Source organism: Rhizobium sp. BK377 (genome assembly GCF_014193935.1).
Classification (GTDB): domain Bacteria; phylum Pseudomonadota; class Alphaproteobacteria; order Rhizobiales; family Rhizobiaceae; genus Rhizobium.
The window spans coordinates 891047-915956 of record NZ_JACIAC010000001.1; the positions used below are offsets into that span (position 1 = coordinate 891047).

The following is a 24910-nucleotide window of genomic DNA, read 5'->3' on the forward strand; positions in this document are numbered from 1 at the left end:
CCCGAAGCGGAGCCGATACCCGTGCTCATCTATGTGATCAGACACGGCCAGACCGACTGGAATGCGGAGCGCCGCCTGCAGGGGCAGAAGGATATTCCGATCAACGCGATCGGACGCGAACAGGCAAGACAGAACGGGATCGCCCTTGCGGCGATCCTGGAATCTCAAGTCATGGAATTCGATTTCGTCGCAAGCCCACTCGGGCGCACGCGGGAGACCATGGAGATCATGCGGTCAGCCATGGGGCTTGCGCCCAACGATTACCGAACCGACGAACGTCTGGTCGAAGTCTCCTTCGGCGACTGGGAAGGCCATACGCTGAAACAGCTCAGGGCATCGCAGGCCGACCGGGTAACGGAACGCAACATCAACAAGTGGGATTTCATTCCGCCGGGCGAGGATGCGGAAAGCTACGAGATCATGTCGTGGCGAACCGGCGCATGGCTGAATTCGGTCGACCGGCCGACCGTCTGCGTCACCCACGGCGGCGTCATCAGAAGCTTGTTCAAGATCATCTCCAACCTGCCGAAGGACGTCGCCTCCGAAGGCGAAATCCCGCAGGATCGGATTTTGAAGATCGAGACGTCGCAGAACCTGATCGGCTGGATCTAGGCAAATCGGCTTGCTTGACGATCCTACTTAACGATATCCAGATCGTTAATGACGCGCTTGCCGTCGACTTCCGTGTAGAAGATCACAACCTTGACCCCGGCTTTGAGGCCTTCGAAATCGAATTCCTCGGGCGCCTGATAGGTCTTGCCGTCATCGAGCGTCAGGACGAGATTGGTCGTGTCGACCTTCTTGATCGTCGCTTCGACATCGGCGCTCTCGGCAAAACTGCTCATCGGCGAAAGAAAATTTGCCGTGGCCAGAAGCGTAGCAATAACGAAACGCATATCGGCAATTCCTTTGAAACGCTGCCGTTGATATCGAGTGGCCACAGATAAACTCCTGAATATGGCGAAAATTGCCCGGAAGAATGGCTTTCGGCGCCCAATTGATGAATAGGATTTTACGGATAATCAAGAGGCTCGATTAACCGTATTTTTTTCTCTGTTTACGCGATTTAGCAGGCGCGAATGCGCGCAATCGTAAATTAACCCCTGCCCCCTAAAGTCAGCGTGAAGGTAGGGGTGTGTGATTTGCAATTCCGGCTGAGCAACAGCAAACAGCTGCGGCGAGTTTTGAAGAATACGCGTGTCTCGCTGCTGGTTTCCGCCCTCGTGGCCATCGTCGTTATTGCCGTCGGCTTTGCACTCGACAGTGCGAATACTGCCGCCTATCTGCGTGAGCTGAAAATCCGTACTGAAAGCCAGACGAACCTGATCCGTGCCCGCATGTCGGCGCAGATCAATATGGACATTACCGCCGTCCGCGACCTTTCCAACCTGATCTCGCTCGGCACGCAGACGAATGAGGCGGAGATGGAGCGGCAGATCAACTGGCTGCTGATCCAGAACCCGCATTTCATCAATATTGCGCTCGCGCCTGATTTCATCGTCAAATCGGTCTATCCGGCCCAATCCGACAAGGACCGAATCGGCAAGGATGTGCGTGAGCGGCTGATGGAGCGCATGTCGATCAGCCGCAATGCCGGCGACCAGTCGGCACGCTTCTACGGCCCCTTCAAGACGACGGATGCAGAAAACGCCTTCGCGATCTTCTTTCCGGTTTTCGTCAAACAGAACGGCCAGCGCCGCATCTGGGGCGCGGTCGAGGTGGTCATCGACCAGAACATGTTCTACGAGGCGACGGGCCTGAAGCCCGCACGCAACAGCGAAAACCAGGAGCGCTATCCGCATCTCGACCATCTCTCGATCGCGGTGCGCGACATCGGCATTCCGGACGAAACCGCGGCGCCCTTTTTCGGCCCTTCCAATATCTACGAGAAGGATCCGCTCCGCCGCAAAATCAGTTTCGCGGGCGGCCGGTGGGAACTGGCGGCCGTGCCGAACAGCGGCTGGAACACCATTCCTGACAATCAGCCGGAACTGCGGCTGATCATCGTTGCTGCGGGTTGCGTGATCATCATCCCGATTTTCTTCGCCACATGGCTGCTCGGTGAACGCAACCGCAACATCGCGCAGCTCGAGACCCGCGGGGGCAAGCTCCTGGAACTGTCGCAGCGCCTCAACCTGGCGCTCGAATCCTCCCGGATCGGGATATGGGAGCTCCAGGAAAACGCCACCAGCCTTGTCTGGGATTCACGCGCATCCACCCTTCACGGCCTCAAAGCGATCGAAGGCAGCCAGCCACTGGATGTGTTGCTTTCGACGATCGCGCCCGAAGACCGAGAAATCGCCGAGGTTCACTTCTTCGGTTGCAGCATCGCCGGAGAAGCCTGCACCACGCAATACAGGGTCATGCGGGAAGATGGTCGCATCCGCCATCTGCGCTCCATCGGCGCCTTCTATACGGATGCCGGCGGCACGGGAAAGACGATCGGCATCGTCTGGGATGTCACGGCCGACGTGGAACTCACCAATACGCTTCGTGTCGCCAAGGAAACGAGCGAGCTCAAGAATGCCGAGCTGGAACTCGCGTTGGCAGAACTTTCGAGCCGCGAGGCGGAGCTTGCCGAACTCTCCGGCAAGCTCGACCTGGCGCTCGATTCCTATCAATGCGGTATCTGGGAGGCAATTCTCGGCAAGCGCGGTTCGATCTGGGACGAGCGCATGCACGAGCTCTACGGATTGAAGCAGAGCAATGCCTTCGTGACCGAAGAGGCCTGGCTCTCGCGCATTCATCCCGATGATCGCGAACTGGCGCTCGAAAGCGCCCGGCATTTCAAGCAGCTCGGAGACACGCATACGCTGGTCTGCCGCGTGCCGAACGAAAATGGCGGTCTGCGCTACGTGCGCTCCGTCGGCAAGGTGCACCGCACGCCGACCGGCGAGATGAAGATCATTGGCATCGCCTTCGATTCGACTGAGGATGCGTTGATGACGCTGCGCCTCAAGGCCGCGAAGGATGAGGCGATTACCAAGAATATCGAGCTCGAGCTCGCCAAGAGCAGGATCGAGCACAACTCCCTGCACGACCCGCTCACCTCGCTCGCCAACCGCCGCAAGCTCGATATCGCGCTGGAAAACCTTACCGATGCCGGCCGCGGTGAGCCGCAGACGTTCGCGATCCTGCATATCGATCTCGACCGGTTCAAGGAAATCAACGATACGCTGGGACATGCCGCCGGCGATGCGATGCTGGTGCATGCTTCACGCGTGCTTTCCAGAAACCTGCGCGACAGCGATGTCGTTGCGCGTATCGGCGGCGACGAGTTCGTCATCCTCTCCTTCGACGTAGGCGACAAGGAAATGGCGGAGCTCGCCGGCCGCGTCGTCGAGGAAATGCGCCAACCGATCGATTTCCAGGGCTTCTCCTGCCGCTGCGGCGTATCGATCGGGATTGCGCTGGCGAGCGGCATTCACGTCGATGCGCGCAAAGTGCTGATCAATGCCGACATCGCGCTCTATCGCGCCAAGAGCCTCGGCCGCAACCGCTTCGAATTCTTCAACCATAATCTCCAGGCCGACATCATCAACAACAAACGCACGGCCGATGAGATCCTTGCCGGCATCGACAATGGCGAGTTCACGGCCTGGTACCAGCCGCAGTTTTGTGCACGCTCGATGAAGCTGACGGGGGTCGAGGCTCTGGTGCGCTGGCGCCACCCCTCCAGAGGTTTGCTCACGCCGGACAAATTCCTGCGCATTGCCGATGAAATCAATGTCGTGCAGACGCTCGACCGTATCGTCCTGGAGACCGCGCTGCGCGACAAGATGCGCTGGGCGGCACAGGGCGTCTTCGTACCGAAAGTCTCCGTCAACGTTTCGGCGCGGCGCCTGCATGATGGCAGCCTCGTGGAATCGTTGACCGACCTGCATATCCGCCCCGGCGAAATTTCCTTCGAACTGGTGGAATCGATCTTTCTCGACGAAAGCGAGGACGGGGTCTCGCAGAACCTCGAACGGATCAAGGCGCTTGGTATCGATATCGAAATCGACGATTTCGGCACCGGCCACACCTCGATCGTGTCGTTGCTGAAGCTCAAGCCGAAAAGGCTCAAGATCGACCGGCAGCTTGTCCAGCCGATCGTCACCTCCTCACAGGAGCGCGCGCTCGTCAGCTCGATCATCGAAATCGCCCGTTCGCTCGGCGTGGAGACGGTGGCCGAGGGCGTCGAGACGCTTGATCATGCCGAACTGCTGCGCGATCTCGGCTGCGATCTCCTGCAAGGCTATGCCTTTGCACGCCCCCTCTCCTTCGACGATTTCGCCATCGAGGCGCGCGGAACCGCATGGCTGCTGGCATCGTAGCTAAAGGCGAGCCTATCGTCGTTCGTGAATACGGAAATACCATTTCCCCGATCGCACCATCCGGCGCAAAGAAAGGCTTTTGCCTGAACTGTTTTTTGGCCTATGAGTGTCGCGCCTTTTGAGTAATGGCGCGGCCGACGACACCGGTCCGCGCATCCGGCGGGAACACATGTCGCATAATACATTCGGTCATCTCTTCCGTGTAACCACCTGGGGCGAAAGCCACGGGCCAGCACTCGGCGCCGTCGTCGACGGCTGTCCTCCCGGGCTGCGCTTCAAGCTTGAGGACCTGCAGGTCTGGCTCGACAAGCGCAAACCCGGCCAGAGCCGTTTCGTCACCCAGCGGCGCGAAGACGACCTAGTGAAAATTCTCTCCGGCGTAATGATGGACGCCGACGGCGAGACGATGGTCACGACGGGAACGCCGATCTCCATGCTGATCGAAAATACCGACCAGCGCTCCAAGGATTATGGCGAGATCGCCCGGCAATATCGCCCCGGCCATGCCGACTATAGCTATGACGTGAAATACGGCATCCGCGACTATCGCGGCGGCGGCCGTTCCTCGGCGCGCGAGACGGCGGCGCGGGTTGCGGCCGGGGGCATCGCCCGGCTCGTCGTGCCCGGTGTCACCATCCGCGGCGCGCTGGTGCAAATCGGAAAGTACAAGATCAATCGCGCCAACTGGGATTGGGATCAGGTCGGGCAAAACCCGTTCTTCTCTCCCGATGCCGAGATCGTGCCGGTCTGGGAAGAATATCTCGACGGCATCCGCAAGGCCGGCTCGTCCATCGGCGCCGTCATCGAGGTGATTGCCGATGGTGTCCCGGCGGGCCTCGGCGCGCCGATCTACAGCAAGCTCGACCAGGATATCGCTTCGCTGCTGATGTCGATCAACGCAGTCAAGGGCGTCGAGATCGGCAACGGCTTTGCGGCCGCCGAGACGAGCGGCGAAGACAATGCCGACGAGATGCGCATGGGCAATGACGGCGAGCCCATCTTCCTGTCCAACAATGCCGGCGGCATCCTTGGTGGCATTTCTACCGGCCAGCCGGTGGTCGCCCGCTTCGCCGTCAAGCCGACCTCTTCCATTCTCACCGAACGGCAGTCGATCGATGCCGACGGCAAGAATGTCGATATCCGCACCAAAGGCCGTCATGACCCTTGCGTCGGCATCCGCGCCGTGCCGATCGGCGAGGCGATGATCGCCTGCGCCATTGCCGACCACTATCTTCGCGACCGCGGCCAGACCGGCCGGCTGAAATAGGAATTGTCTCATGTCGTATGATCAAAAGCGCGTTGTCGATGCTATCAGGGCTTTCGAAGCCGGCGAGATCGTTGTCGTCATGGATGACAACGATCGTGAAAACGAGGGCGACCTGATCGTCGCCGCCGTGCATGCGACCCCCGAAAAGATGGCCTTCATCGTGCGCCACACCTCAGGCATCGTCTGCGCGCCGATGCCGAGGGAAGAGGCGAAGCGCCTGAACCTCAACGCCATGGTGGCGGAAAACGATTCCGCCCATACGACCGCCTTCACCGTTTCCGTCGACTTCAAGCACGGCACGACCACGGGCATCTCCGCCGACGACCGCACGTTGACGGTGCGCAATCTTGCCAATCCGAATGTCGGCGCGTCGGATTTCGTTCGCCCCGGCCATATCTTCCCGCTGGTCTCCCGCGAAGGCGGCGTGCTGATGCGTTCCGGCCATACGGAAGCGGCGGTCGATCTCTGCAAGCTTGCCGGCCTCCCGCCGATCGGCGTCATCTCCGAACTCGTCAATGACGACGGCACGGTGACGCGCGGCCCGCAGGTCGTGGACTTTGCCGAACAGCACGGGCTGAAGCTTCTTTCGGTCGCCGACCTCATCGCCTATCGCCAGCGCAAGGAAACGCTGATCGAGCTCGGCTCGAGCTTCGATATCGAGACACCGTTCGGCAAGGCCAAGGCCCATACCTACTCCCTGCCCTGGGATCCGATGCAGCATCTCGCCGTCGTCTTTGGCGATATCAGGGACGGTGTCGATATTCCGGTGCGCCTGCATCCGGAAAACGTAGCCGACGACCTCTTCGGCAAGCGCAAGCCGGTCGACTTTTATATGAAGAAGATCGCCGAAGAGGGCCGCGGCATCATCGTTTATCTGCGCGAAGGCTCTGTCGGAGTCGGCCATTACGACAATGGCCGCAAGGCGCGCGGGCAGGGCCGTGAGGCTCATGCCGAAGCACAAACGCGCGACAGTGAGTGGCTGGAGATCGGCCTCGGTGCGCAGATCCTTAGGGATCTCGGCGTCGGCTCGATCAAGCTCCTGACCAGTCGCGAGCGGCATTATGTCGGCCTGGAAGGCTTCGGGATCAAGATTTCCAGAACCGAGATCTGCTGACCAGCTAGCCGTCTCCCGCTGGAAAAGGATTATCCTTTCCAACCGTCCAAATAGACGACTTTTTCCACACCGACGAAACGCGCCAAGCGTTCGAGCTCGGCTTCGAGCTTTTCGAGCCGCCCAGCAGATGCCTTGACGCGCGGCTCCAGCCATAGCCTTTTGACATCCAGCGTACCCTTTTTGCGGTCGGCCTTCATGTCGATGCGGCCTATGAGCCTGTCGCCTTCCAGGAGCGGGAAGACATAATAACCATATTCGCGCTTCGGCTCCGGCACGAAGACTTCGATGCGATAGAAGAAACCGAAAAGACGTTCTGTCCTGTTTCTGTCGCGAATCATCGGATCAAACGGGCTGAGCACCCGGATTCGCGGCGGCGCTTGGGGAAAATTATCCATCGCGCCAAAAAAATCGGCGAAAGCCCATGAGGCACGCGGCTTGCCGCCAAGCGCGGGTTCGATCATCACTTCGATTAGTTCATCTCTGTTTTCGGCAACCCAGGTCTTGGCTTCGTCCGGCGACAGCAGATCCCAGAAGGCGGCAATTTCGCCATGTGTCGCAAAACCCAGACGAGTGAGCGCGCTGCGGCAGGCCCAGTCGACGAATTCCTCGCGGCTCACCTCCGGCTCGCGGAATTCGGTCGGAATGACGCGCTCGACGAGATCGTAGATCTTCTGGAAGTTGGAGCGGCCTGCGATGGCGAACTTGCCGGTGCGCCAGAAATATTCGAGCGCCGTTTTGTTCGGGTGCCAGTTCCACCAGCCGCCGGAAACGTGGCCATCCGCCTTCATGTCGCGCGCCAGGATCGCGCCGTCCTTGACCACGCGATCATAGGTCTCCTCGAAGGAGGCTTCGAAACCCTCGCCGCGCCATTTGCGCCAGCGCTCGACGATTGCCTTCTCCTCGTCGAGGAACTTGTGCTTCCAGTATTTGAAGAAGGCGCTCGGCAGGATGGAGGCATCATGCGTCCAATGTTCGAAGAGCGTACCTTCCTTTTCCAAAAGTGCGGTCAGGTGTTCGCGCCGGTATGTTTGGTTGCGGGAAAAGAGGATCTGATGATGGGCGCGCTCCACCGTCTGGATGCTGTCTACCTGTACGAAGCCGAGATCGTGGATGAGGTCCAGCAGGCCGGCTTTGGTCAGCGCGCGGTTCGGCGGGGCGCTCAGGCCCTGCTTGGCGAGAAAGATACGGCGGGCATCGGAATTGGAGAGCAGATTCGTCATGTCGCCATCATAGCGCGGAAAATCTTCCTAGCCACCCGATACCATATTCCAACCGATCTGATTTTGATCCTTTATCGCACGGCCGCAGCCTTATAGAAGCAGGAACTCAAACAAGGGGACCCGTACTTGGATATTCGTTTCGACAGCGCAGGCGCCAGTTTCGGAGCAAGGGTCGCGGTCGAGCCGCTGACGCTGTCCCTCACCGAAAATCGCCTCGGCGTCATCGGTCTCAACGGTTCGGGCAAGACGACCTTCGCGCGGATGATCAACGGGCTCATGAAACCCACCACGGGCAAGGTTATCGTCAATGGACGGGATACGCGCGACGAGAAGACGGCGCTTGCCGATGTCGGCTTCATCTTCCAGTCGCCGCAGAACCAGATCATCCTGCCGATCGTCAGGGACGACATCGCTTTTGGGCTGAAGGGCCGTGGCTTTACCAAGGCGGAGATCGATCGAAAGGTCGAGATGGTGCTCGCCCGCTTCAATGCCGGGGAACTCGCCAATCGCCGTGCGCATGAGCTTTCGGGTGGCGAGCTCCAGATCGCGGCGCTCTGCTCCGTGCTGGCGACCGGTCCCGATATCCTTATCCTCGACGAGCCGACCAATCAGCTTGACCTGCGCAACCGCGCGCTGGTGCAGAAGATCATCCACGGGCTCGAAGAAAATGTCGTCGTCATCACCCATGATCTCGAATTGATTTCAGGTTTCGAGCGGGTGCTGCTCTTCCATGAAGGCCGGCTGGCCGCCGATGCACCGGCGGCGCAGGCGATCGCCCGCTACAGGGAGCTCGCCGCCTGATGCAGTCGCTCTATGTCGAAGGCGATAGTGTCCTGCACCGGCTTTCGCCGCGGGCAAAAATCTTTTCGCTCTTCCTACTCGGCTTGGTGCTGTTCATCAGCAACAATATTCCGTTGCTTGCAGTCGTCATGCTGCTGACCGTGCTCGCCTATCGCACCGTCGGCATGCCGATGAAGGAATCAGCTGCTCGACTGAAACCGATCTTCCTGACAATCGCGTTCGTAGCGCTTATCACCCTTATTGTTAATCCGTGGCATCAAGCTTTGGCAACGTTGCTACGGCTGACCGCGCTAATGCTGTTTGCCGCTGCCGTGACGGCCACAACGACGATCGCCCAGTTCATGGACGAGATCACGACGCTTGTGCGGCCACTGGAACGCACCGGCTGGGTGAGCGCTGACGATGTTGGCCTGGCGGTCGGCCTCGTGCTGCGTTTCGTGCCCGAGATCATTGCCCGCTACCATGCAATCAGCGAGGCGCATGCAGCGCGGGGGTTGAAACTACGACCGACCACGATCCTTACCCCGCTCATCATTCTGACGCTCAGGGATGCGGATAACGTTGCTGCGGCGATTGACGCGCGCGGCATTCGGCGGCATGTCAGTTAACGTCTTGTGAACTGGAGATCACAATGAGCACCCGAGACCTCGTTCTTACCGCTCTTTTCGCCGCGATCATCGTGGCCCTTGGCTTGCTGCCGCCAATCTATGTCGGCATTGTTGCAGTTCCGATCACGGCGCAATCGCTCGGCGTGATGATGGCAGGTGTCGTCCTTGGCGCGAAACGCGGCTCGATCGCGGTGCTCATCGTGATTGCACTTGTCGCGATGAACCTGCCAGTGCTTTCGGGCGGCCGCGGTGGAATGACGGCCCTTGTCGCTCCTACGTCAGGCTTCCTGTATGGGTGGGTGGTCGCTGCTTTTGTTACAGGCTTCCTCAGCGAGCGGCTGGTCAACGCTGGACAGTCAGGCCTCGTGCAGACGGTGAGCTTTTTCCTTGCTGCCGTCATCGGCGGCATCTTCGTGCTCTATCCATTTGGCATTGTCTTTGCGGCTATCGTGGCCGATGTCACCTTACAGAAGGCCTTCCTCGGCAGCCTTTTCTACATCCCTGGAGACGTCATCAAGGCCTTCGTAGCGGCCCTTGTTGGCCGGGCTGTTATGGTCGGCTATCCGTTGCTGCCGGTTCGCGCTTAATCCAGAAAGCCGTAGAGCCAGTCGCGCGTCTCTTCGGGAAGCGCGGCCGGCGAGCCGTCCTCACGGCTGCGTGCCTGCCAGGTGATCTCAACCTCGGCTGCACGCTCTTCTTCGATCTCGGCAGCGATAAGGAAGCCTATGGAACGGACGCCGATCTTATCGACGCCGGCTGTGAAGGTTACCGTCTCGTGATAGTGCAGTGGCCGGTGAAGAATGCAGGATACCTTGGCGGGAGTGTAAACAGGCTCGTCCTCCACGCCGGGTCTCAATGACCAGAAACCTGCAAGTACGGATTCCGCATAAGAAATATAGGAGGCCAGAAACATCTGGCCGTTCATATCTACATCGCGAAACGGCACACGCAATTCCACCATGTCCGGGCGGTTCGTCTTACTCATTTACAGGTCTGCCTTGCAGGTTATCACTTAGACCCTAACACGGGGTCCGACGAAGTAAATGAAACAATTAAAATAGCGTAAACGACGGCAAGCAGAGCGTTAACCGCGATGATGCGGCTTGTTGAAATCGACTGGCAGTGCCCCATCTGCTGTGGATCATGACATTTACGATCGATAGAGTGCCTGCATGAGCACCCGTCTTTACGAACATCCTGTTTTCCTCGAACACGTGACGCCGTCAGGGCATCCCGAACGTTCCGACCGTATCCGCGCGCTCAATGTGGCGCTGGAACATCCGAATTTCGAGCGCCTGGACCGCAAGCAGGCGCCACAGGCGAATGAAGACGCCGTGCTGCTCGCCCATCCGGAAGAACATCTGATCGCCGTCATGCGGCAGATCCCGGAAGAGGAAGAGCAGATCAACCAGCTCGAGGCCGACACCTATGCCAGCCAGAAGAGCTTGCAGGCGGCGCTGACCGGCATCGGCGGGGCGATGGCCGCCGTTGACGACGTCTTCAGAGGTAAGGCTGACAATGTCTTCGTCGCCGCGCGTCCGCCGGGTCACCATGCCGAGAAAATGACGGCGATGGGCTTCTGCTTCTTCAACAATGCGGCGATCGCCGCCCGCCACGCGCAGAAGGTCCATGGCGCCGAACGTGTCGCGATCGTCGACTGGGACGTGCATCACGGCAACGGCACGCAGGATATTTTCTGGGACGATCCTTCCGTGCTCTTCTGTTCCACCCATCAGATGCCGCTTTATCCCGGGAGCGGGGCCAAGGACGAGAGCGGGGCGCATGGGACGATCGTCAACGCGCCGCTTTCGCCCAATGTCGGCAGCGACCATTTCCGTGAAGCCTTCAAATCCCGCGTGCTGCCTGCGCTTAACGATTTCCGGCCGGATCTCATCATTATCTCCGCCGGCTTCGACGCCCATCACCGCGATCCGCTGGCACAGATCAACCTGACGGGCGAGGATTTCGACTGGGCGACGGGCCGGCTTCTCGAAGTTGCCGACCGCAGTGCCAATAACCGGGTCGTCAGCCTGCTCGAAGGCGGGTATGATTTGGAAGGACTCGCCGAGTCGGCGGGCATGCATATCCTGAGAATGATGAAGGGTTGAGAATGACTGACAGCGCCAAGCCGGAGGTTTCCGGTCTTTCCTTCGAAAAGGCAGTGGCCGAACTCGAAAGCATCGTTGCGCGCCTGGAACGCGGCGACGTGGCGCTGGATGAATCGATCGAGATCTATGAGCGCGGCGAAGCGCTGAAGAAGCATTGCGAGACCCTTCTCTCGGCCGCCGAAAACCGCATCGAGAAGATCCGCCTCGACCGTGCCGGCAAACCGCAGGGCGTGGAACCGCTCGACGGCGCTTGAAGCGCCCGCCGAAACTCCCTTTCAAGACGCTTGGCGACCGGCTTCCGACCGATCTATGATCCCTCGATAAACATCAAGGGAACAGCAAGATGACGGACAGATTGAAGGGCAAGGTCGCCATTATCTCGGGTGGTGCGACTGGCATGGGCGGCGCTGCCTCGAAGCTCTTTGCGGCTGAGGGCGCGCGCGTCGCCATCATCGATCGCAATGGCGAGGCGGCAGCGAAAACCGTCGATGAAATCCGCACTGCAGGCGGCAAAGCTGATTTCTGGACGGCCGACGTCTCCGAAGAAGCAGCCGTCAATGCCGCAGTCGCCGGCGTCGAGGAACGCTACGGGCCGGTCACGGTGCTTTTCAATCATGCCGGCACGATCGTCATCAAGCCGTTCCTGGAAACCACGCTGCAGGAATGGGATTGGCTGCACGCCGTCAACGTGCGCTCGATGTTCCTGATGACGAAGGCGGTGCTGCCGAAGATGATCGAGGCCGGCGGCGGATCGATCGTCTGCACCTCGTCGATCTCGGCGGTTGCCGCCACGCCGATGGAAGTGCTTTACGATACGACGAAGGGCGCGGTGCATATGTTTGCGCGTGCCATCGCGGTCGAATTCCGGGACCGCAACATCCGCTGCAATGCCGTCTGCCCCGGCTTTATCCGCACACCGCATGGCTTGCGCGAGGTGAAGGAATTGCAGGCGCATGGTGTCGATGTGTCGGATGCGGCAATTGCCGCCCAGCAGGGCCGGATCGGTGAACCTGAGGATGTCGCCCGTGCGGCGCTCTATCTCGCCAGCGATGAATCGATCTTCGTCAACGGCGCGCACCTCTTCGTTGATAACGGCTTCACCGCGATCTGAGGCCTTAGCCGCGATCTGACAAACTGACCCTTTCGCCACGGACCTGCAGACGCTATCTGTGGCGGGAGCCTTTGTGATCGGAGCGCGCCATGTCGTTTTTCCCCGGTAAAGATCCCCTGCCCGGCGATGCCTTCGCCTGCGACGCGATCGAGAACCTGATCATTCCACGCACCAGCGATATCGGCGGCTTCCAGGTGCGGCGCGCCCTGCCGACACGTCAGCGCCGTCTCGTCGGGCCTTTCATCTTCTTCGACCGCATGGGGCCGGCCATCCTGAAACCGGATGAGGCGCTCGACGTGAAGCCGCATCCGCATATCGGACTTTCGACCGTCACCTATCTCTTCGACGGGGAAATCCGCCATCGCGACAGTCTCGGCACGGAAAAGGTCATCCGCCCTGGTGATATCAACCTGATGACAGCCGGCCGCGGCATCGTGCATTCGGAGCGCACGCCGGACAATCTGCGCGGCCATCCGCTCTCCATGTCCGGCCTGCAGACGTGGCTGGCGCTGCCCGACGACAAGGAGGAGATCGATCCTTCCTTTGCCCATACCGAAAAGACTGATATGCCGCTGATCGACGATGGCGGGGTGACCGGCCGTGTCGTCATCGGTTCGTTCGAAGGACTGAATTCGCCGGTCAAGGTCTTCACCGATACGCTTTACGCCGATATTTCCCTGCAGCCGGGCTCGAAATTTCCCTTCGGTGCGGCGCATGAGGAGCGCGCCGTCTACGTGCTTGCGGGCGAGGTCGTCATTGCCGGCGACAGGTTCGCGGCGGACCAGCTTCTCGTCTTCCGGCCAGGCGATGCGATCACGCTCGAAGCCGGCACCGAGGGCTGCCATCTCATGCTGTTCGGAGGTGCTGCCCTCAACTCGAAACGCTACATATGGTGGAATTTCGTATCTTCCTCGAAAGAGCGGATCGAGAAGGCCAAGGAGGAGTGGCGCACCGGCCGCTTCGATATCGTTCCCGGTGACGAAGAGGAATTCGTGCCTTTGCCGGAGGGCTGAAGTGCTCTAAGGTGAAAAACTTGCGGTTATGCAAATGCAGTTGTTCTGCCGCAATTCAATCGAATAAAGCAAAGCCGATCAGTCAAAGAAGAGCGCCCGCCCGTGACACAATCCCCGAAGACCCCGCTGCTCGATCAGGTCACCTATCCGGCCGACCTGCGCAAGCTCGAGGATCGCGATCTGCCACAGCTTGCACGCGAAGTGAGGGACGAGATGATCGATGCCGTTTCCCGCACCGGCGGGCATCTCGGCGCCGGTCTCGGCGTGGTGGAGCTGACGATCGCCATTCACAGCGTCTTCAATACGCCTGACGACCGGCTGATCTTCGATGTCGGTCACCAATGTTATCCGCACAAGATCCTGACTGGGCGCCGCGACCGGATTCGGACGCTGCGCCAGGAAAACGGCCTGTCTGGCTTCACCCGCCGGGCCGAAAGCGAATACGACCCCTTTGGCGCCGCACATTCCTCGACCTCGATTTCGGCCGGCCTGGGCATGGCGGTCGCTGCCGATATCGACAAGACGGATCGCCGCGTGATCGCCGTTATCGGTGACGGGGCGCTCTCGGCCGGCATGGCCTATGAGGCCCTGAACAATGCCGGCGCGCTCGATGCCCGCCTGATCGTCATTCTCAACGACAACGACATGTCGATCGCCCCTCCGACCGGGGCGATGAGCGCCTATCTCGCCCGCCTTGCTTCCGGGCGCACCTACATGGGCTTCCGCGATTTCGGCAAGAAACTGACCGCTTATCTCGGCAAGAACGTCGACCGCGCGATCACCCGCGCCGTCGAGCATGCCCGCGGTTATGTCACCGGCGGGACGATGTTCGAAGAGATGGGCTTTTACCATATCGGGCCGATCGACGGTCATTCCTTCGATCACCTTCTGCCGGTGCTGCGCAACGTGCGCGACAACGCCAACGGCCCAGTGCTGATCCATGTCGTGACGCAGAAGGGCAAGGGGTATCCGCCGGCGGAAGCCGCCGCCGACAAGTATCACGGCGTCAACAAGTTCGACGTCATCACCGGCGCGCAGGCGAAGGTGAAGCCGAATGCGCCGAGCTATACCAATGTCTTTGCCGAGACGCTGATCCAGGAAGCCACGCTCGACGACCGCGTCGTCGGCATCACGGCCGCCATGCCGACTGGCACCGGCCTCGACAAATTCGCCGAGATCTTCCCGTCACGCTGTTTCGATGTCGGTATCGCCGAACAGCATGCCGTGACCTTCGCGGCCGGTCTTGCCACCGAAGGTTTCAAACCGTTTGCAGCGCTCTATTCCACCTTCCTGCAGCGCGCCTACGACCAGGTGGTGCATGACGTGGCGATCCAGGGCCTGCCCGTGCGCTTCCCGATCGACCGGGCCGGCTTCGTCGGTGCCGACGGGCCGACGCATGCCGGCTCCTTCGATACGGCCTTCCTCGCCACCCTGCCCGGATTCGTCGTCATGGCAGCGGCCGACGAAGCGGAGTTGAAGCATATGGTGCGCACGGCAGTCGCCTATGATGCCGGCCCGATTTCGTTCCGCTATCCGCGCGGCGAAGGTATTGGCGTCGACATGCCGGAGCGCGGCGAGATCCTTGAAATCGGCAAGGGCCGCATCGTCAAGGAAGGCACGAAAGTCGCGCTTCTCTCCTTCGGCACACGGCTTGCCGACTGTCTGCTGGCAGCCGAGGATCTCGATGCCGCAGGTCTGTCAACCACGGTTGCCGACGCCCGCTTCGCAAAGCCGCTCGACCACGCCCTGATCCGCCAGCTTGCGCGCCATCACGAAATCCTCATCACCGTAGAAGAAGGTTCCGTCGGCGGTTTTGGCAGCCAGGTCATGCAGTTCATGGCGATGGATGGTCTTTTTGACCGCGGGCTGAAGGTGCGCACGCTCGTCATGCCCGATATCTGGATGGAGCAGGCAAAGCCGGAAGCGATGATCGCCCATGCCGGGCTCGACCGCGCCGGCATCGTTTCGACCGTCTTCAACGCGCTCGGACGCGGTGTTGCGGTCGGTGTTGCCGGCTAAGGCACACACCGACCCCGCCTCTCTCTAATCCGGCTTCCTGCCGTCACGGTAGAAGATCATGCCGCCGTGATGCAGCACGCCGTCGATGAAATCGCCGTCGGCGGTGAAGCCGGTATCGTCCCAGTATTCGATATGGTCGCCGGTGACTTGATAGCGGCCTTGATAGGCACTTTTTCGTGCGCCACGCGCTTCGTCATAACGGCCGTTCGACAGGAGTTCCTGGCGGATATGGCCGTCGCCAGTGATCCACATGCCGAGATAGGGATGGTTCTGCATGGTCGTTTCCTCTGAAAGAGCGGATGAGGCGGCAAGCGAAAAGACCGCCCCGACAAGGACCGAGCGGATCGCCATAGTCACATTCCCACGCTCAAGGTCGGGCGGACGGTGATGTCATTCACATCGACGCCCTCGGGCTGCTCGATGGCGAAGCGGATCGCACGGGCGATGGCATCGGGCTTGAGGGCAATCTCCCGGAAGGAGACCATGGCCTCTGCCGAGAAGGGTTCGGTGATCGTCTCGGCCAGTTCAGATTCGACGACGCCGGGATAGATGCAGGTCACGCGCAGCTTCTTGTTTTCCTGGCGCAGCCCATCGGAAATGGCCCGCACCGCATATTTCGTCGCGCAATAGACCGCCGCGGTCGGCACGACCGACAGACCTCCGATCGAGGAGATGTTGATGATCTGCCCGCGCTCCTGCGCGTTCATGATCGGCAGCACGGCGGCGATACCGTAGAGGACGCCTTTGATATTGACGTCGATCATGCGATCCCATTCCCCGACCTTGAGCGAGGACATCAGCGACAACGGCATGACGCCGGCATTGTTGACCAGCACGTCGATGCTGCCGAAAGCGTCCACTGCTGCCTTTGCGAAGGCCTCGACATCGGCCCGGTCGGTCACATCGAGCGCCCGGAATTTCACCGTGCCGCCGCCCTCGCGAATTTCCTCTGCCAGCTGTTCCAGCCGGTCGGTGCGACGCGCGCCGATCATCAGCTTTGCGCCGGCGGCACCCAGTTCGCGTGCAGTACCGGCACCAATGCCGCTGCTCGCGCCCGTGATCAGAACTGTTTTATCCTTGATACCAGTCATGTCTTTTCCCTGTGCCTCAATGATGATCGGAGCCGGATGCTGCCGATCCATTTGCATGAGATTGGGCTTGAAGGGCGGAAACCGGTAGCAAGCTTCTCCAGATTTCTTGCACGATCTTCCGAAAGCAGCCGAGAGTACTTGGCATTTGCTGCGTCCCGGTTCATGCTGCCTGCATGGAAAAGATCGCCGAACTAGCAGAATTGATCGATCGCCACACAGGCACGGACGGCAGCTTCGACACAGCGCTGCCGCGTGTCGGCATCATACGATCCTCCGCCCGCACAGAGCCGATCCACACGCTCTACGAGCCCTCCTGCTGCATTGTGGCGCAGGGGCGAAAACGCGCGCTCATCGGCGATATCGCGCATGTCTATGATGCCGCGCATTATCTCGTGGTCGGCGTCGACCTGCCCGTTATCGGTGCGGTCGTCGAGGCGAGCGCCAACCGGCCCTATCTGTGTCTGAGGCTGCAGCTCGACCGCAGCCTGCTGGCCGAGATGCTTCCTGCCGTCCACGGAAGGCTGCCGGAAAGCCCGGCGGCGGGGGTCAGCGCGACGACGCCTGAACTGATCGATGCAGCCGCGCGCATGCTGCGGCTGCTCGATACGCCTGACGATGCCGAGATTTTGGCACCGCTGATCGAGCGGGAAATCCTCTATCGTCTTATCCGGGGGCCGCAGGGCGCACTCTTGCGGCAGATCGCCAGTGGCGAAAGCAGGCTCAACCAGATCGGCCGGGCGATCGATTTCGTGCGGAAGCACTTCAGCGAGCCCTTCGCGATCGAGCATCTGGCTTCCGTCGCAGGGATGAGCGCCTCATCCTTCTATGAGCATTTCAAGATGGTGATGGCGATGAGCCCGCTGCAGTTTCGCACCCAGCTTCGCCTGCAGGAGGCGCGGCGGCTGATGGTGACCGAGGGGTTGAGCGCTGCCGAGGCGGGTTTCCGCGTTGGGTATGAGAGCCCATCGCAGTTCAGCCGCGATTATGTCCGCGTGCACAACGTCCCGCCACGGCGGGATATCGAGCGGCTGCGCGCCTCCGCAGGGTAAGCGCAAAGAGAAAGGGCGGCACTGAATGCCGCCCTGCCCTTTTTCGTTTCCGGAGAGATCCTTCTCAGAACTCGGTCCAGTCTTCCTGGACGACGGCAGCAGCTGCGGCTGCCGGCTTGCCACCGAAGGCCTTGCTAATCTTGCCGGCGAGCGCGCGGGCCGGAGAAGCGACCGGGCGGGACGCGGTGGTTGCAGCAGCGGTTCTCTGGACCGGAGCGGCAGCCTGGACGCCGAGCTTGAACTGGCGCAACAGGTTGTCGAGAGCCGAGGCCTCCTGGGCGAGCGCATGGCTTGCAGCCGTCTGCTCTTCGACCATGGCGGCGTTCTGCTGAGTGCCCTGATCCATGTTGTTGACGGCGGTATTGATCTCCTGCAGGCCGATCGATTGTTCGCGGGTGGCCGTGACAATCGCCCCGACGTGACGGTTGATTTCCTGGACTTCGGCAACGATAGCTTCCAGCGCTTTGCCGGTTTCGCCGACGAGACCGACACCGGAATTGACCTGTTCGCTCGACGTGTTGATCAGCGCCTTGATCTCCTTGGCGGCGTTTGCCGAGCGCTGGGCGAGTTCACGCACTTCCTGGGCGACGACCGCAAAGCCCTTGCCGGCTTCACCGGCGCGCGCGGCTTCGACGCCGGCGTTCAGAGCGAGAAGATTGGTCTGGAAGGCTATATCGTCGATGACGCCGATGATGTTCGAGATTTCGCCTGAGGACTTTTCGATCTGCTGCATGGCCGCAACCGCCTTGCGGACGACTTCGCCGGACCTCTCGGCGCCGAGGCGCGTGCGTTCGACGAGATTGCCAACGTCTTCGGCGCGTTTAGCGGAGTCACGCACCGTGGTCGTGACCTCTTCGAGAGCGGCTGCGGTTTCTTCAACGGCAGCGGCCTGCTGTTCGGTACGGTGGGCGAGATCGTCGGCGGCGGAGCGGATTTCACCGGCGCCGGCGTTGATCGCCGAAGCGTTGCGGCCGACGGACTGCAGGGCAGCCTGCAGCTTTTCGACGGCATTGTTGAAATCGTTGCGCAGGCTGTCGTACTGCGGCGCGAACGGGGTGTGGATGCGGGCTGCGACATCGCCAATGGCAAGGCCTGCAAGTCCACCGGCCAGCGCTTCGACGGCGAAGCGAATCTCGCCTTCTTCGCGGGCTTTCTGCTCGTCGCTCATCTGGCGCTGACGCTCGGCTTCGCCGCGCATGCGGTCGGTTTCTCCGGCAAGCCGCTGCTTTTCGATCGCAGCTTCCTTAAAGACCAGCACGGACTGCGCCATGCGCCCGACTTCGTCCTGGCGGCCGGTTGCCGGGACTTCGATATTGTGATCGCCGCCGGCCAGCCGGTCCATGGCGGCCGTCATGCCGACGATCGGACGAACAATGGTGCGCGACAGAGCCCAGGCCAGAGCAGCGGCGGCAAGGGCGGCGGCAATGCCGCCGGCCAGAAGCGTGGTCTTGAGATCGCTGTTGGCTTCAAGCCGAGCGGCAGCCAGCGCAATGGACTTGTCGCGGGCGAGAGACTTGATCTTGGCGGAAGCGGCGCGGAAGCCGTCGAGCTGGCCCTTGGTGGCGTTGACGCCGATCTTTACGACGTCTGCTATCGGGGTCTCGGTTTCCTTGCGGGCCTTAGCCTGCGGCTCGGCGAGCTCGTGAAAATAGAGGTCTGCGGCCTTCTGCATGTCATCGATCATCGAGACCAGCTCGGGCTGGGAGGCGGCAGTCTGCTTGGCTGCGGCAATCGCCTTCAGCATGCGCTCGCGATTGGCAAAAATATCGCCATAGGTGCTGTCGCTGCGGAAGAGGATGAAGCCGCGCAGGTTGACGGCCTGTTCGAGCATGGCCTGCAGAGCGTCGTCGATCTGGTTGACCAGAAGCTCGGATTTTTCCTGTTCGGCGGAAGCGCCCGCCGAGGTGGTTGCCTTGGAATAGACGAAAGCGGAAACGGATACGAAAATAAGGATGAGTGCTGCGAACGTGGCCGCAAGCTTACCGTTCAAAGATATGTTTCGAGCGAACATCGGTCATTTCTCCTGGCGACATCAGGCGCGACAAGGGCGACCACGCAAGTGCGCAGCCACAAAACTTCTTGATGAGGAACATGATCGGCGGGAGGACGCGGGAGCCTTCATGGCACCAAGCGATTCAATAGCGAACCGCTGCAATCAAACGGAACCTATGCGGGTGGGATTTAAAATTGTTTAAATTTGTGCGCCGCAGCGCAGGTTGGTTAGATAATTGCGGCTCCAATGAGGAGGAGCCGTGCCGGCATGTCCGCGATGCTAATAAAATGCTTGCAACCGGCGGCTTTGCCGGTCATTCACAGCCAATGTCCGATCAGAACAGCCAGCGCCTCGACCAGCTTCTCGTCACCCTCGGCCTTTTTGCGAGCCGTTCGCGGGCACGGGATGCCGTATCGCGCGGCACCGTCAAGGTCGCCGGCAAGGTGGTGACGAAGGCCGGCGCCGTCTTCGGCGCCGATGCGACAATCGAGATCGACGACCCGGCGCAGGATTATGTTTCGCGCGCAGCATTGAAGCTGGTGGCGGCATTCGATCACTTCGGGCTCGATCCGTCGGGACGGTACTGTCTGGATGTCGGCGCTTCGACCGGCGGCTTCACGGAAGTGTTGCTGGAACGGGGTGCTGCGCATGTGACGGCAATCGATGTCGGCCACGGGCAGATGCATCCGAGAATATCGGCCGATCCGCGCGTGACGAACGTAGAGGGGCTGAACGCCCGCAACCTGACGGCTGAAGATATCGGCCACGCGGTGGATTTCATCGTCTCCGACGTTTCCTTCATCTCGCTAAAGCTCGCGCTTGCCCCGGCACTCGATATCGCAGAGCCCGGCGCCCTTGCCGCAATTCTCGTCAAGCCGCAGTTCGAGGCAGGACGCGAGGCGATCGGCAAAGGCGGGCTCTTGAAGGACCCCGCTTCCGGACCGGATGTGGCAGCAGAGCTGGCGCGATGGTTCACCGAGGATATGGGCTGGAAGAGTTTCGGGCTCATCCCCTCGCCTATTTCGGGCGGAGACGGCAATCAAGAATTTCTATTGGCAGGGACGAAAGCGTGAGCACGGAAACGATCACCATCGACAGGCTTGGCGCACAGGGCGACGGCATCGCCAACGGCAATAACGGACCAGTCTATGTGCCCTTCACGCTGCCGGGCGAGACGGTCGCGATCGCCCGCGTCAAGGACCAGGGCACGGTCATGTCGATCGCCTCTGCCTCCCCCGACAGGCAGGAGCCGCCTTGCCGGCATTTCGGGCCTGACGGCGTCAACGGTACATGCGGCGGTTGCACGCTGCAGCATATGGCGGATGCGCCCTACCGCGCCTTCAAACGGCAGCTCGTCATCGATGCGCTGAGGTCCAAGGGGTTGACGCCCGAGGTCAGCGAGATCGTCGCTGCCCATCCCGGCGAGCGGCGGCGGGTGGTCTTTGCGGCGCGAAAGACCGAAAAAGACATGCTTGTCGGATTCAACCAGGCCGAAAGCCATCACATCGTCGCCATCGAGGAATGTCCGATCTCGTCGGCAGGGATCATCTCCCGGCTGCCGGCGATCAAGGCTGTCGGGGCGGCAGTCGCGACCAATGCCGATGCCTTCCGGATTGCGGTTCTGGAAACGCTCTCCGGTCTCGATATTGCGGTAGAAGGCGTGAAAAAGCTTTCCGACCAGCAGCGCCGCAAGGCGGTCGAGATCGTGCTCGGCCTTCGCGGCATCGCCCGCGTTTCGCTCGATGGCGAAATTCTCATCGAGCCTGCGAAACCGATCGTCGAATTCGGGGGCGTGCAGGTTTCTCCGCCCGCCGGCGGCTTCACGCAGGCGACGAAATCGGCTGAAGAGGCGATGGCGAAGCTCGTGCTTGCCCATGTCGGGAAAGCCAAGCGGATCGCCGATCTCTTCGCGGGCGCGGGCACATTTTCGCTGCAGCTTGCCCGTCTCGGCCGCGTGCACGCTGTCGAAGGCGACGGTAAGGCGATTGCGGCGCTCGACCATGCAGCTCGCAACACTCAGGGGCTGAAGCCCGTGACAGTCGAAAAGCGCGATCTCTTCCGCCGCCCGCTGATGACCTCGGAGCTCAAGGCCTATGACGCGGTCGTCTTCGATCCGCCGCGGGCGGGCGCAGAATTCCAGTGCAAGGAATTGGCACGTTCGATCGTGAAGAAGGTTGTTGCGGTAAGCTGCAATCCGGTCACGCTTGCCCGCGACCTCGCGCTCCTCGTCGAGGGCGGATACCGGATCACCTCGGTCACGCCGATCGACCAGTTCCTCTGGACCTCGCATGTCGAGGTGGTGGCGACGCTGGAGAAATAGCCACCTCGGGACTCGCGACCGTGAACGGTTTCGCAGCGCGGGGGTTAAGCGCGCTGCGAACTGCGAGGCTGTGGGTAAATTTCGGACAAGGGGTTCGTACGAAACACGTCACGCGTCCGGACGGTTGGGGATCCGTCCTCGGTTCAATAATTAGATTATGCTTAAGAGAGGCTTAAATTGGCACATGATAATAACCACTGATTTTTAGGGGCTCAGCGACGCATGAAAGCCTCGAAGGCGGCGCGAGCTTCTGCGCTTTTAAGGCGTGCGGCGAAATGGCGAGCCTCTTCATCGATACGCGTGATGACCTCTTCCCGCGGGCCGCGAATGAGGTCACGGGCGAGCCTCAGCGCTTCCGGCGGTTTGGCGGCAAGCTTCGCGGCCGTAGCCAGCGTCTGGCTTTCCACCTCTTCCGGCGCCGTCACCTTCCAGATAAGGCCGGCTTGCCTCGCATCCTCGGCCGTGAAGGCCTCACCAGCAGCGAGCATGGCAAAGGCGCGCTGATAGCCCATGATGCGCGGGGCGATTAGGCTGGAACCCGCTTCCGGGACCAGCGCCAGATCGACGAAGGGCGTGCGGAACTGGCTGCGATCGGAGGCAATCGTCAGGTCGCAATGCAGGTTGAGCGTCGTACCGATGCCGATTGCGAGACCGTCTACGCCCGAGACGAGCGGCTTTCCGGCATTGGCGAGGGCGTAGAGGAAATCGATCAGTTCCTGGCCCATGCCGCCGCCCATGGCCGCGGCGAGGAAATCGCCGATGTCGTTTCCGGCAGAAAAGCAGCCTTCGCCGCCGAGAAAGACCGTTACCCTGATGCCGGCATCACTGTTTGCGGCATTCAGGGCATCCGTCATCGTACGATACATGGCGCGGGTGAAGGCGTTCTTCTTTTCCGGCCGGTTGAAGCGGATGATCTGGACAGCCGGATTTTCTGCGGATCGCGCGATGATGACGGGATCGCTCATTGTCAGCTCCTCAGGCAAGGACGGCGCGGGCAGCGGCGAGGCTATCGGCGCCGTTGACGATACGGTCTTTCAGCGCCGCTGTTTCGGACAAAAGGTTTTCCGCAGTAAAGCGGCAGAGCGCGATGCGGCCCTCGACTGCCCCGTCTTTGGTGCGGGCAAGGCCGCCTTTGGCGAGATAGCAGCCGGTCAGCGCAAGGCCGAAAAGACGCTGAAAGGGCGTCGCGCCCGACAGGGCCTCGGCGGACCTGCCCTCGGCAAGGCGGGCAAGAAGCCAGCTTGTCGCCTCCTCCAGATCGGCAAGGGCGGAATCCAGCCTATCGGCCGTCGCGCCGAAACTGTCGAGGTTTGAACTGCGGACAGCCTCAGCGATCGCCTTCAATTCGGCAATGAAGCCCCTAACCTGCTTGCCATCAGACAAAGGCAGCTTGCGGGTGACGAGATCGATCGCCTGAATGCCGTTCGTGCCTTCGTAGATCGGGGCGATGCGGGCATCGCGCAGATAGCGGGCGGCACCCGTCTCCTCGATGAAGCCCATGCCGCCGTGCACCTGTATACCGAGGGAGGCGACGTCGACGCCGGCATCCGTCGCGAAGGACTTGGCGATCGGTGTCAGCAATGCAGCGCGCTCCTGCCAATGTTCGCGCCGTTCATTGGCGCGATGGGCCATGTCGATCGCGTGGGCGCAGGCATAGGTGATGGCGCGCGAACCCTGCGTCAGCGCCTTCATGGTGAGCAGCATGCGGGCAACATCGGGATGTTCGATGATCGGGCTCATGCCGGAGCCGCTCCAGCCGGGCGCCTTGCCCTGCGTACGCTCCTTCGCATAGGCGATCGCTTTCTGCGTCGCCGCCTCGCAGATTGCCACGCCCTGCATGCCGACAGCGAGGCGGGCGTTATTCATCATCGTGAACATGCAGGCGAGGCCCTTGTTCTCCTCGCCGATCAACCAGCCGACAGCGCCCTTTCCGCCGAATTTGCCATCGCCATAGATCATGGTGCAGGTGGGCGAGCCATGAATGCCGAGCTTGTGTTCAAGCGAATGACAGTGGAGATCGTTGCGGGCGCCGAGAGAGCCGTCGTCGTTGACGAGGAATTTCGGCACGAGAAAGAGCGAGATGCCGCGCGTACCATCAGGCGCATCCGGCAGACGCGCGAGTACGAGATGGATGATGTTTCCGGCTGCGTCGTGCTCACCCCATGTGATGAAGATTTTCTGGCCGAAGATACGGTAGCTGCCATCTTCGCGGCGTTCGGCGCGCGCCTTCAGCACCCCGAGATCGGAGCCTGCATGCGGTTCGGTCAAGTTCATGGTACCGGTCCATTCGCCAGAGACCATGCGCGCAAGATATTTTTCCTTGAGAGCGGCACTGCCATGAACGTTCAGCGCTTCGATGGCGCCCATGGTCAGCGTCGGGCAGAGGGCGAAGGCCATGGAACCGGAATTCCACATTTCCAGCGCTGCGACATTCAGCATATGCGGCAGGGCCTGGCCACCGAATTCTTCCGCCGCCGTCAGGCCGTTCCAGCCGCCTGCTGCCCAGTTGCGGTAGAGATCGCGCCATCCGTCTGGCGTTTTCACCTCACCGTTGGAAAGACGGGCGCCTTGGCGATCGCCGATGTCGGCGAGAGGGGCGATTTCCTCCGTGGCAAATCGTCCCGCCTCGGCAAGGATGGCTTCGACGAGATCCTCGCCGAGATCGGCCAGTAGACCGTCGTCGATCGCCTCCGCCATGCCGGCAACATGCTTCAGCGTGAACGCGATCTCCTCGACGGGCGCCTTATACATCTTATTTCCTCCGCATTCAGCTCACGCACGGCAAAGCCGGTGCATAAGCGCCTCCAACCGAAGAGCTAATTGATTTTTACGTAAACGTCAATTTGATTTCCGTCGATTACCTATCGAGAGCGCCTTTTC

General features: G+C 61.0%; 23 protein-coding genes. 15 read left to right on the plus strand and 8 right to left on the minus strand.

The window, feature by feature from the left end; genetic code table 11:
* Positions 1-21: 21 nt before the first annotated feature.
* Positions 22-612 carry a histidine phosphatase family protein gene (locus FHT92_RS04485; protein WP_183745204.1) on the plus strand — a complete coding sequence of 197 codons (591 nt, stop codon included), beginning with the start codon at positions 22-24 and terminating at the stop codon, positions 610-612.
* A gap of 23 nt (positions 613-635) precedes the next feature.
* Here the strand turns inward: FHT92_RS04485 and FHT92_RS04490 are convergent, their stop codons facing one another.
* Complete coding sequence (locus tag FHT92_RS04490; RefSeq protein ID WP_112542941.1) at positions 636-896, minus strand: DUF1344 domain-containing protein; 261 nt, start codon at positions 894-896, stop codon at positions 636-638.
* A 246-nt stretch (positions 897-1142) separates the two neighbouring features.
* Between FHT92_RS04490 and FHT92_RS04495 the strand changes: the two genes are divergently transcribed.
* The 3 genes from FHT92_RS04495 (at position 1143) to ribB (ending at position 6697) form a co-directional block, all read left to right on the plus strand.
* Complete coding sequence (locus FHT92_RS04495) at positions 1143-4316, plus strand: EAL domain-containing protein (RefSeq protein WP_183823827.1); 3174 nt, start codon at positions 1143-1145, stop codon at positions 4314-4316.
* A 169-nt stretch (positions 4317-4485) separates the two neighbouring features.
* On the plus strand, positions 4486-5583 hold the full coding sequence (gene aroC / locus FHT92_RS04500) for a chorismate synthase (RefSeq protein ID WP_183745210.1): 1098 nt from the start codon (positions 4486-4488) through the stop codon (positions 5581-5583).
* 10 nt (positions 5584-5593) lie between these two features.
* Positions 5594-6697, plus strand: coding sequence for a 3,4-dihydroxy-2-butanone-4-phosphate synthase (gene ribB / locus FHT92_RS04505; RefSeq protein ID WP_183822809.1), 1104 nt, complete (start codon positions 5594-5596; stop codon positions 6695-6697).
* A gap of 29 nt (positions 6698-6726) precedes the next feature.
* Here ribB and FHT92_RS04510 read toward each other — a convergent pair whose 3' ends face one another.
* On the minus strand, positions 6727-7917 hold the full coding sequence (locus tag FHT92_RS04510; protein WP_183822811.1) for a winged helix-turn-helix domain-containing protein: 1191 nt from the start codon (positions 7915-7917) through the stop codon (positions 6727-6729).
* A 126-nt stretch (positions 7918-8043) separates the two neighbouring features.
* Between FHT92_RS04510 and FHT92_RS04515 the strand changes: the two genes are divergently transcribed.
* The 3 genes from FHT92_RS04515 to FHT92_RS04525 are packed head-to-tail and all read left to right on the plus strand — an operon-like array spanning position 8044 to position 9913.
* Positions 8044-8718: an energy-coupling factor ABC transporter ATP-binding protein gene (locus tag FHT92_RS04515; RefSeq protein ID WP_183822813.1), complete on the plus strand. Its 675-nt coding sequence runs from the start codon at positions 8044-8046 to the stop codon at positions 8716-8718.
* A complete protein-coding gene (locus FHT92_RS04520) occupies positions 8718-9326 on the plus strand; it encodes an energy-coupling factor transporter transmembrane protein EcfT (protein WP_183745222.1) in 609 nt (202 codons plus the stop codon). Before FHT92_RS04515 ends, FHT92_RS04520 begins: the two co-directional genes overlap by 1 nt.
* A gap of 23 nt (positions 9327-9349) precedes the next feature.
* Positions 9350-9913, plus strand: a complete 564-nt coding sequence (locus FHT92_RS04525; RefSeq protein ID WP_183745225.1) for a biotin transporter BioY — start codon at positions 9350-9352, stop codon at positions 9911-9913.
* Here the strand turns inward: FHT92_RS04525 and FHT92_RS04530 are convergent.
* Complete coding sequence (locus tag FHT92_RS04530; protein WP_183745227.1) at positions 9910-10311, minus strand: acyl-CoA thioesterase; 402 nt, start codon at positions 10309-10311, stop codon at positions 9910-9912. The two genes, FHT92_RS04525 and FHT92_RS04530, sit on opposite strands and share 4 nt — an antisense overlap.
* Before the next feature lie 187 nt (positions 10312-10498).
* On the opposite strand from FHT92_RS04530, the gene FHT92_RS04535 reads away from it, so the two are divergent.
* From FHT92_RS04535 to dxs, 5 genes are all read left to right on the plus strand, one after another.
* On the plus strand, positions 10499-11434 hold the full coding sequence (locus FHT92_RS04535; protein WP_183745230.1) for a histone deacetylase family protein: 936 nt from the start codon (positions 10499-10501) through the stop codon (positions 11432-11434).
* A 2-nt stretch (positions 11435-11436) separates the two neighbouring features.
* Positions 11437-11688, plus strand: a complete 252-nt coding sequence (locus FHT92_RS04540) for an exodeoxyribonuclease VII small subunit (RefSeq protein ID WP_003545921.1) — start codon at positions 11437-11439, stop codon at positions 11686-11688.
* Between the two features lie 89 nt (positions 11689-11777).
* On the plus strand, positions 11778-12545 hold the full coding sequence (locus FHT92_RS04545) for an SDR family NAD(P)-dependent oxidoreductase (RefSeq protein ID WP_183822815.1): 768 nt from the start codon (positions 11778-11780) through the stop codon (positions 12543-12545).
* A gap of 89 nt (positions 12546-12634) precedes the next feature.
* Complete coding sequence (locus tag FHT92_RS04550; RefSeq protein ID WP_183822817.1) at positions 12635-13558, plus strand: pirin family protein; 924 nt, start codon at positions 12635-12637, stop codon at positions 13556-13558.
* 102 nt (positions 13559-13660) lie between these two features.
* Positions 13661-15577: a 1-deoxy-D-xylulose-5-phosphate synthase gene (dxs, locus tag FHT92_RS04555; protein WP_183822819.1), complete on the plus strand. Its 1917-nt coding sequence runs from the start codon at positions 13661-13663 to the stop codon at positions 15575-15577.
* A 24-nt stretch (positions 15578-15601) separates the two neighbouring features.
* On the opposite strand, the gene FHT92_RS04560 is transcribed toward dxs, so the two are convergent.
* A complete protein-coding gene (locus FHT92_RS04560) occupies positions 15602-15928 on the minus strand; it encodes an Atu4866 domain-containing protein (RefSeq protein ID WP_183822821.1) in 327 nt (108 codons plus the stop codon).
* Between the two features lie 2 nt (positions 15929-15930).
* Positions 15931-16668 carry an SDR family oxidoreductase gene (locus FHT92_RS04565; RefSeq protein ID WP_183822823.1) on the minus strand — a complete coding sequence of 246 codons (738 nt, stop codon included), beginning with the start codon at positions 16666-16668 and terminating at the stop codon, positions 15931-15933.
* Between the two features lie 173 nt (positions 16669-16841).
* Here FHT92_RS04565 and FHT92_RS04570 point away from each other — a divergent pair, with 173 nt between their 5' ends.
* On the plus strand, positions 16842-17717 hold the full coding sequence (locus tag FHT92_RS04570; protein ID WP_183822825.1) for an AraC family transcriptional regulator: 876 nt from the start codon (positions 16842-16844) through the stop codon (positions 17715-17717).
* A gap of 64 nt (positions 17718-17781) precedes the next feature.
* Here the strand turns inward: FHT92_RS04570 and FHT92_RS04575 are convergent, their stop codons facing one another.
* Complete coding sequence (locus FHT92_RS04575; RefSeq protein WP_183822827.1) at positions 17782-19728, minus strand: methyl-accepting chemotaxis protein; 1947 nt, start codon at positions 19726-19728, stop codon at positions 17782-17784.
* A gap of 269 nt (positions 19729-19997) precedes the next feature.
* On the opposite strand from FHT92_RS04575, the gene FHT92_RS04580 reads away from it, so the two are divergent.
* The gene (locus FHT92_RS04580; RefSeq protein ID WP_409527131.1) at positions 19998-20783 is read left to right on the plus strand and encodes a TlyA family RNA methyltransferase; all 786 of its coding nucleotides are present in this window, start codon (positions 19998-20000) and stop codon (positions 20781-20783) included.
* Positions 20780-22030, plus strand: a complete 1251-nt coding sequence (locus FHT92_RS04585) for a class I SAM-dependent RNA methyltransferase (RefSeq protein WP_183822830.1) — start codon at positions 20780-20782, stop codon at positions 22028-22030. The genes FHT92_RS04580 and FHT92_RS04585 overlap by 4 nt, the downstream gene beginning before the upstream one ends.
* Positions 22031-22242: 212 nt before the next feature.
* Here the strand turns inward: FHT92_RS04585 and FHT92_RS04590 are convergent, their stop codons facing one another.
* Together FHT92_RS04590 and FHT92_RS04595 are read right to left on the minus strand one after the other, a co-directional pair.
* Positions 22243-22995 carry a crotonase/enoyl-CoA hydratase family protein gene (locus tag FHT92_RS04590; protein WP_183822832.1) on the minus strand — a complete coding sequence of 251 codons (753 nt, stop codon included), beginning with the start codon at positions 22993-22995 and terminating at the stop codon, positions 22243-22245.
* Positions 22996-23005: 10 nt separating this feature from the next.
* Positions 23006-24781: an acyl-CoA dehydrogenase gene (locus FHT92_RS04595; RefSeq protein WP_183822834.1), complete on the minus strand. Its 1776-nt coding sequence runs from the start codon at positions 24779-24781 to the stop codon at positions 23006-23008.
* Positions 24782-24910: the final 129 nt, after the last annotated feature.

Excerpts from the sequence above, each read along its gene's own strand:
- FHT92_RS04490 (WP_112542941.1), bottom strand. The coding sequence starts at position 896 with ATGCGTTTCGTTATTGCTACGCTTCTGGCCACGGCAAATTTTCTTTCG.
- aroC (WP_183745210.1), top strand. The coding sequence starts at position 4,486 with ATGTCGCATAATACATTCGGTCATCTCTTCCGTGTAACCACCTGGGGC.
- ribB (WP_183822809.1), top strand. The coding sequence starts at position 5,594 with ATGTCGTATGATCAAAAGCGCGTTGTCGATGCTATCAGGGCTTTCGAA.
- FHT92_RS04510 (WP_183822811.1), bottom strand. The coding sequence starts at position 7,917 with ATGACGAATCTGCTCTCCAATTCCGATGCCCGCCGTATCTTTCTCGCC.
- FHT92_RS04520 (WP_183745222.1), top strand. The coding sequence starts at position 8,718 with ATGCAGTCGCTCTATGTCGAAGGCGATAGTGTCCTGCACCGGCTTTCG.
- FHT92_RS04525 (WP_183745225.1), top strand. The coding sequence starts at position 9,350 with ATGAGCACCCGAGACCTCGTTCTTACCGCTCTTTTCGCCGCGATCATC.
- FHT92_RS04530 (WP_183745227.1), bottom strand. The coding sequence starts at position 10,311 with ATGAGTAAGACGAACCGCCCGGACATGGTGGAATTGCGTGTGCCGTTT.
- FHT92_RS04535 (WP_183745230.1), top strand. The coding sequence starts at position 10,499 with ATGAGCACCCGTCTTTACGAACATCCTGTTTTCCTCGAACACGTGACG.
- FHT92_RS04540 (WP_003545921.1), top strand. The coding sequence starts at position 11,437 with ATGACTGACAGCGCCAAGCCGGAGGTTTCCGGTCTTTCCTTCGAAAAG.
- FHT92_RS04545 (WP_183822815.1), top strand. The coding sequence starts at position 11,778 with ATGACGGACAGATTGAAGGGCAAGGTCGCCATTATCTCGGGTGGTGCG.
- FHT92_RS04550 (WP_183822817.1), top strand. The coding sequence starts at position 12,635 with ATGTCGTTTTTCCCCGGTAAAGATCCCCTGCCCGGCGATGCCTTCGCC.
- FHT92_RS04560 (WP_183822821.1), bottom strand. The coding sequence starts at position 15,928 with ATGGCGATCCGCTCGGTCCTTGTCGGGGCGGTCTTTTCGCTTGCCGCC.
- FHT92_RS04565 (WP_183822823.1), bottom strand. The coding sequence starts at position 16,668 with ATGACTGGTATCAAGGATAAAACAGTTCTGATCACGGGCGCGAGCAGC.
- FHT92_RS04570 (WP_183822825.1), top strand. The coding sequence starts at position 16,842 with ATGGAAAAGATCGCCGAACTAGCAGAATTGATCGATCGCCACACAGGC.
- FHT92_RS04575 (WP_183822827.1), bottom strand. The coding sequence starts at position 19,728 with ATGTTCGCTCGAAACATATCTTTGAACGGTAAGCTTGCGGCCACGTTC.
- FHT92_RS04580 (WP_409527131.1), top strand. The coding sequence starts at position 19,998 with ATGCTTGCAACCGGCGGCTTTGCCGGTCATTCACAGCCAATGTCCGAT.
- FHT92_RS04590 (WP_183822832.1), bottom strand. The coding sequence starts at position 22,995 with ATGAGCGATCCCGTCATCATCGCGCGATCCGCAGAAAATCCGGCTGTC.
- FHT92_RS04595 (WP_183822834.1), bottom strand. The coding sequence starts at position 24,781 with ATGTATAAGGCGCCCGTCGAGGAGATCGCGTTCACGCTGAAGCATGTT.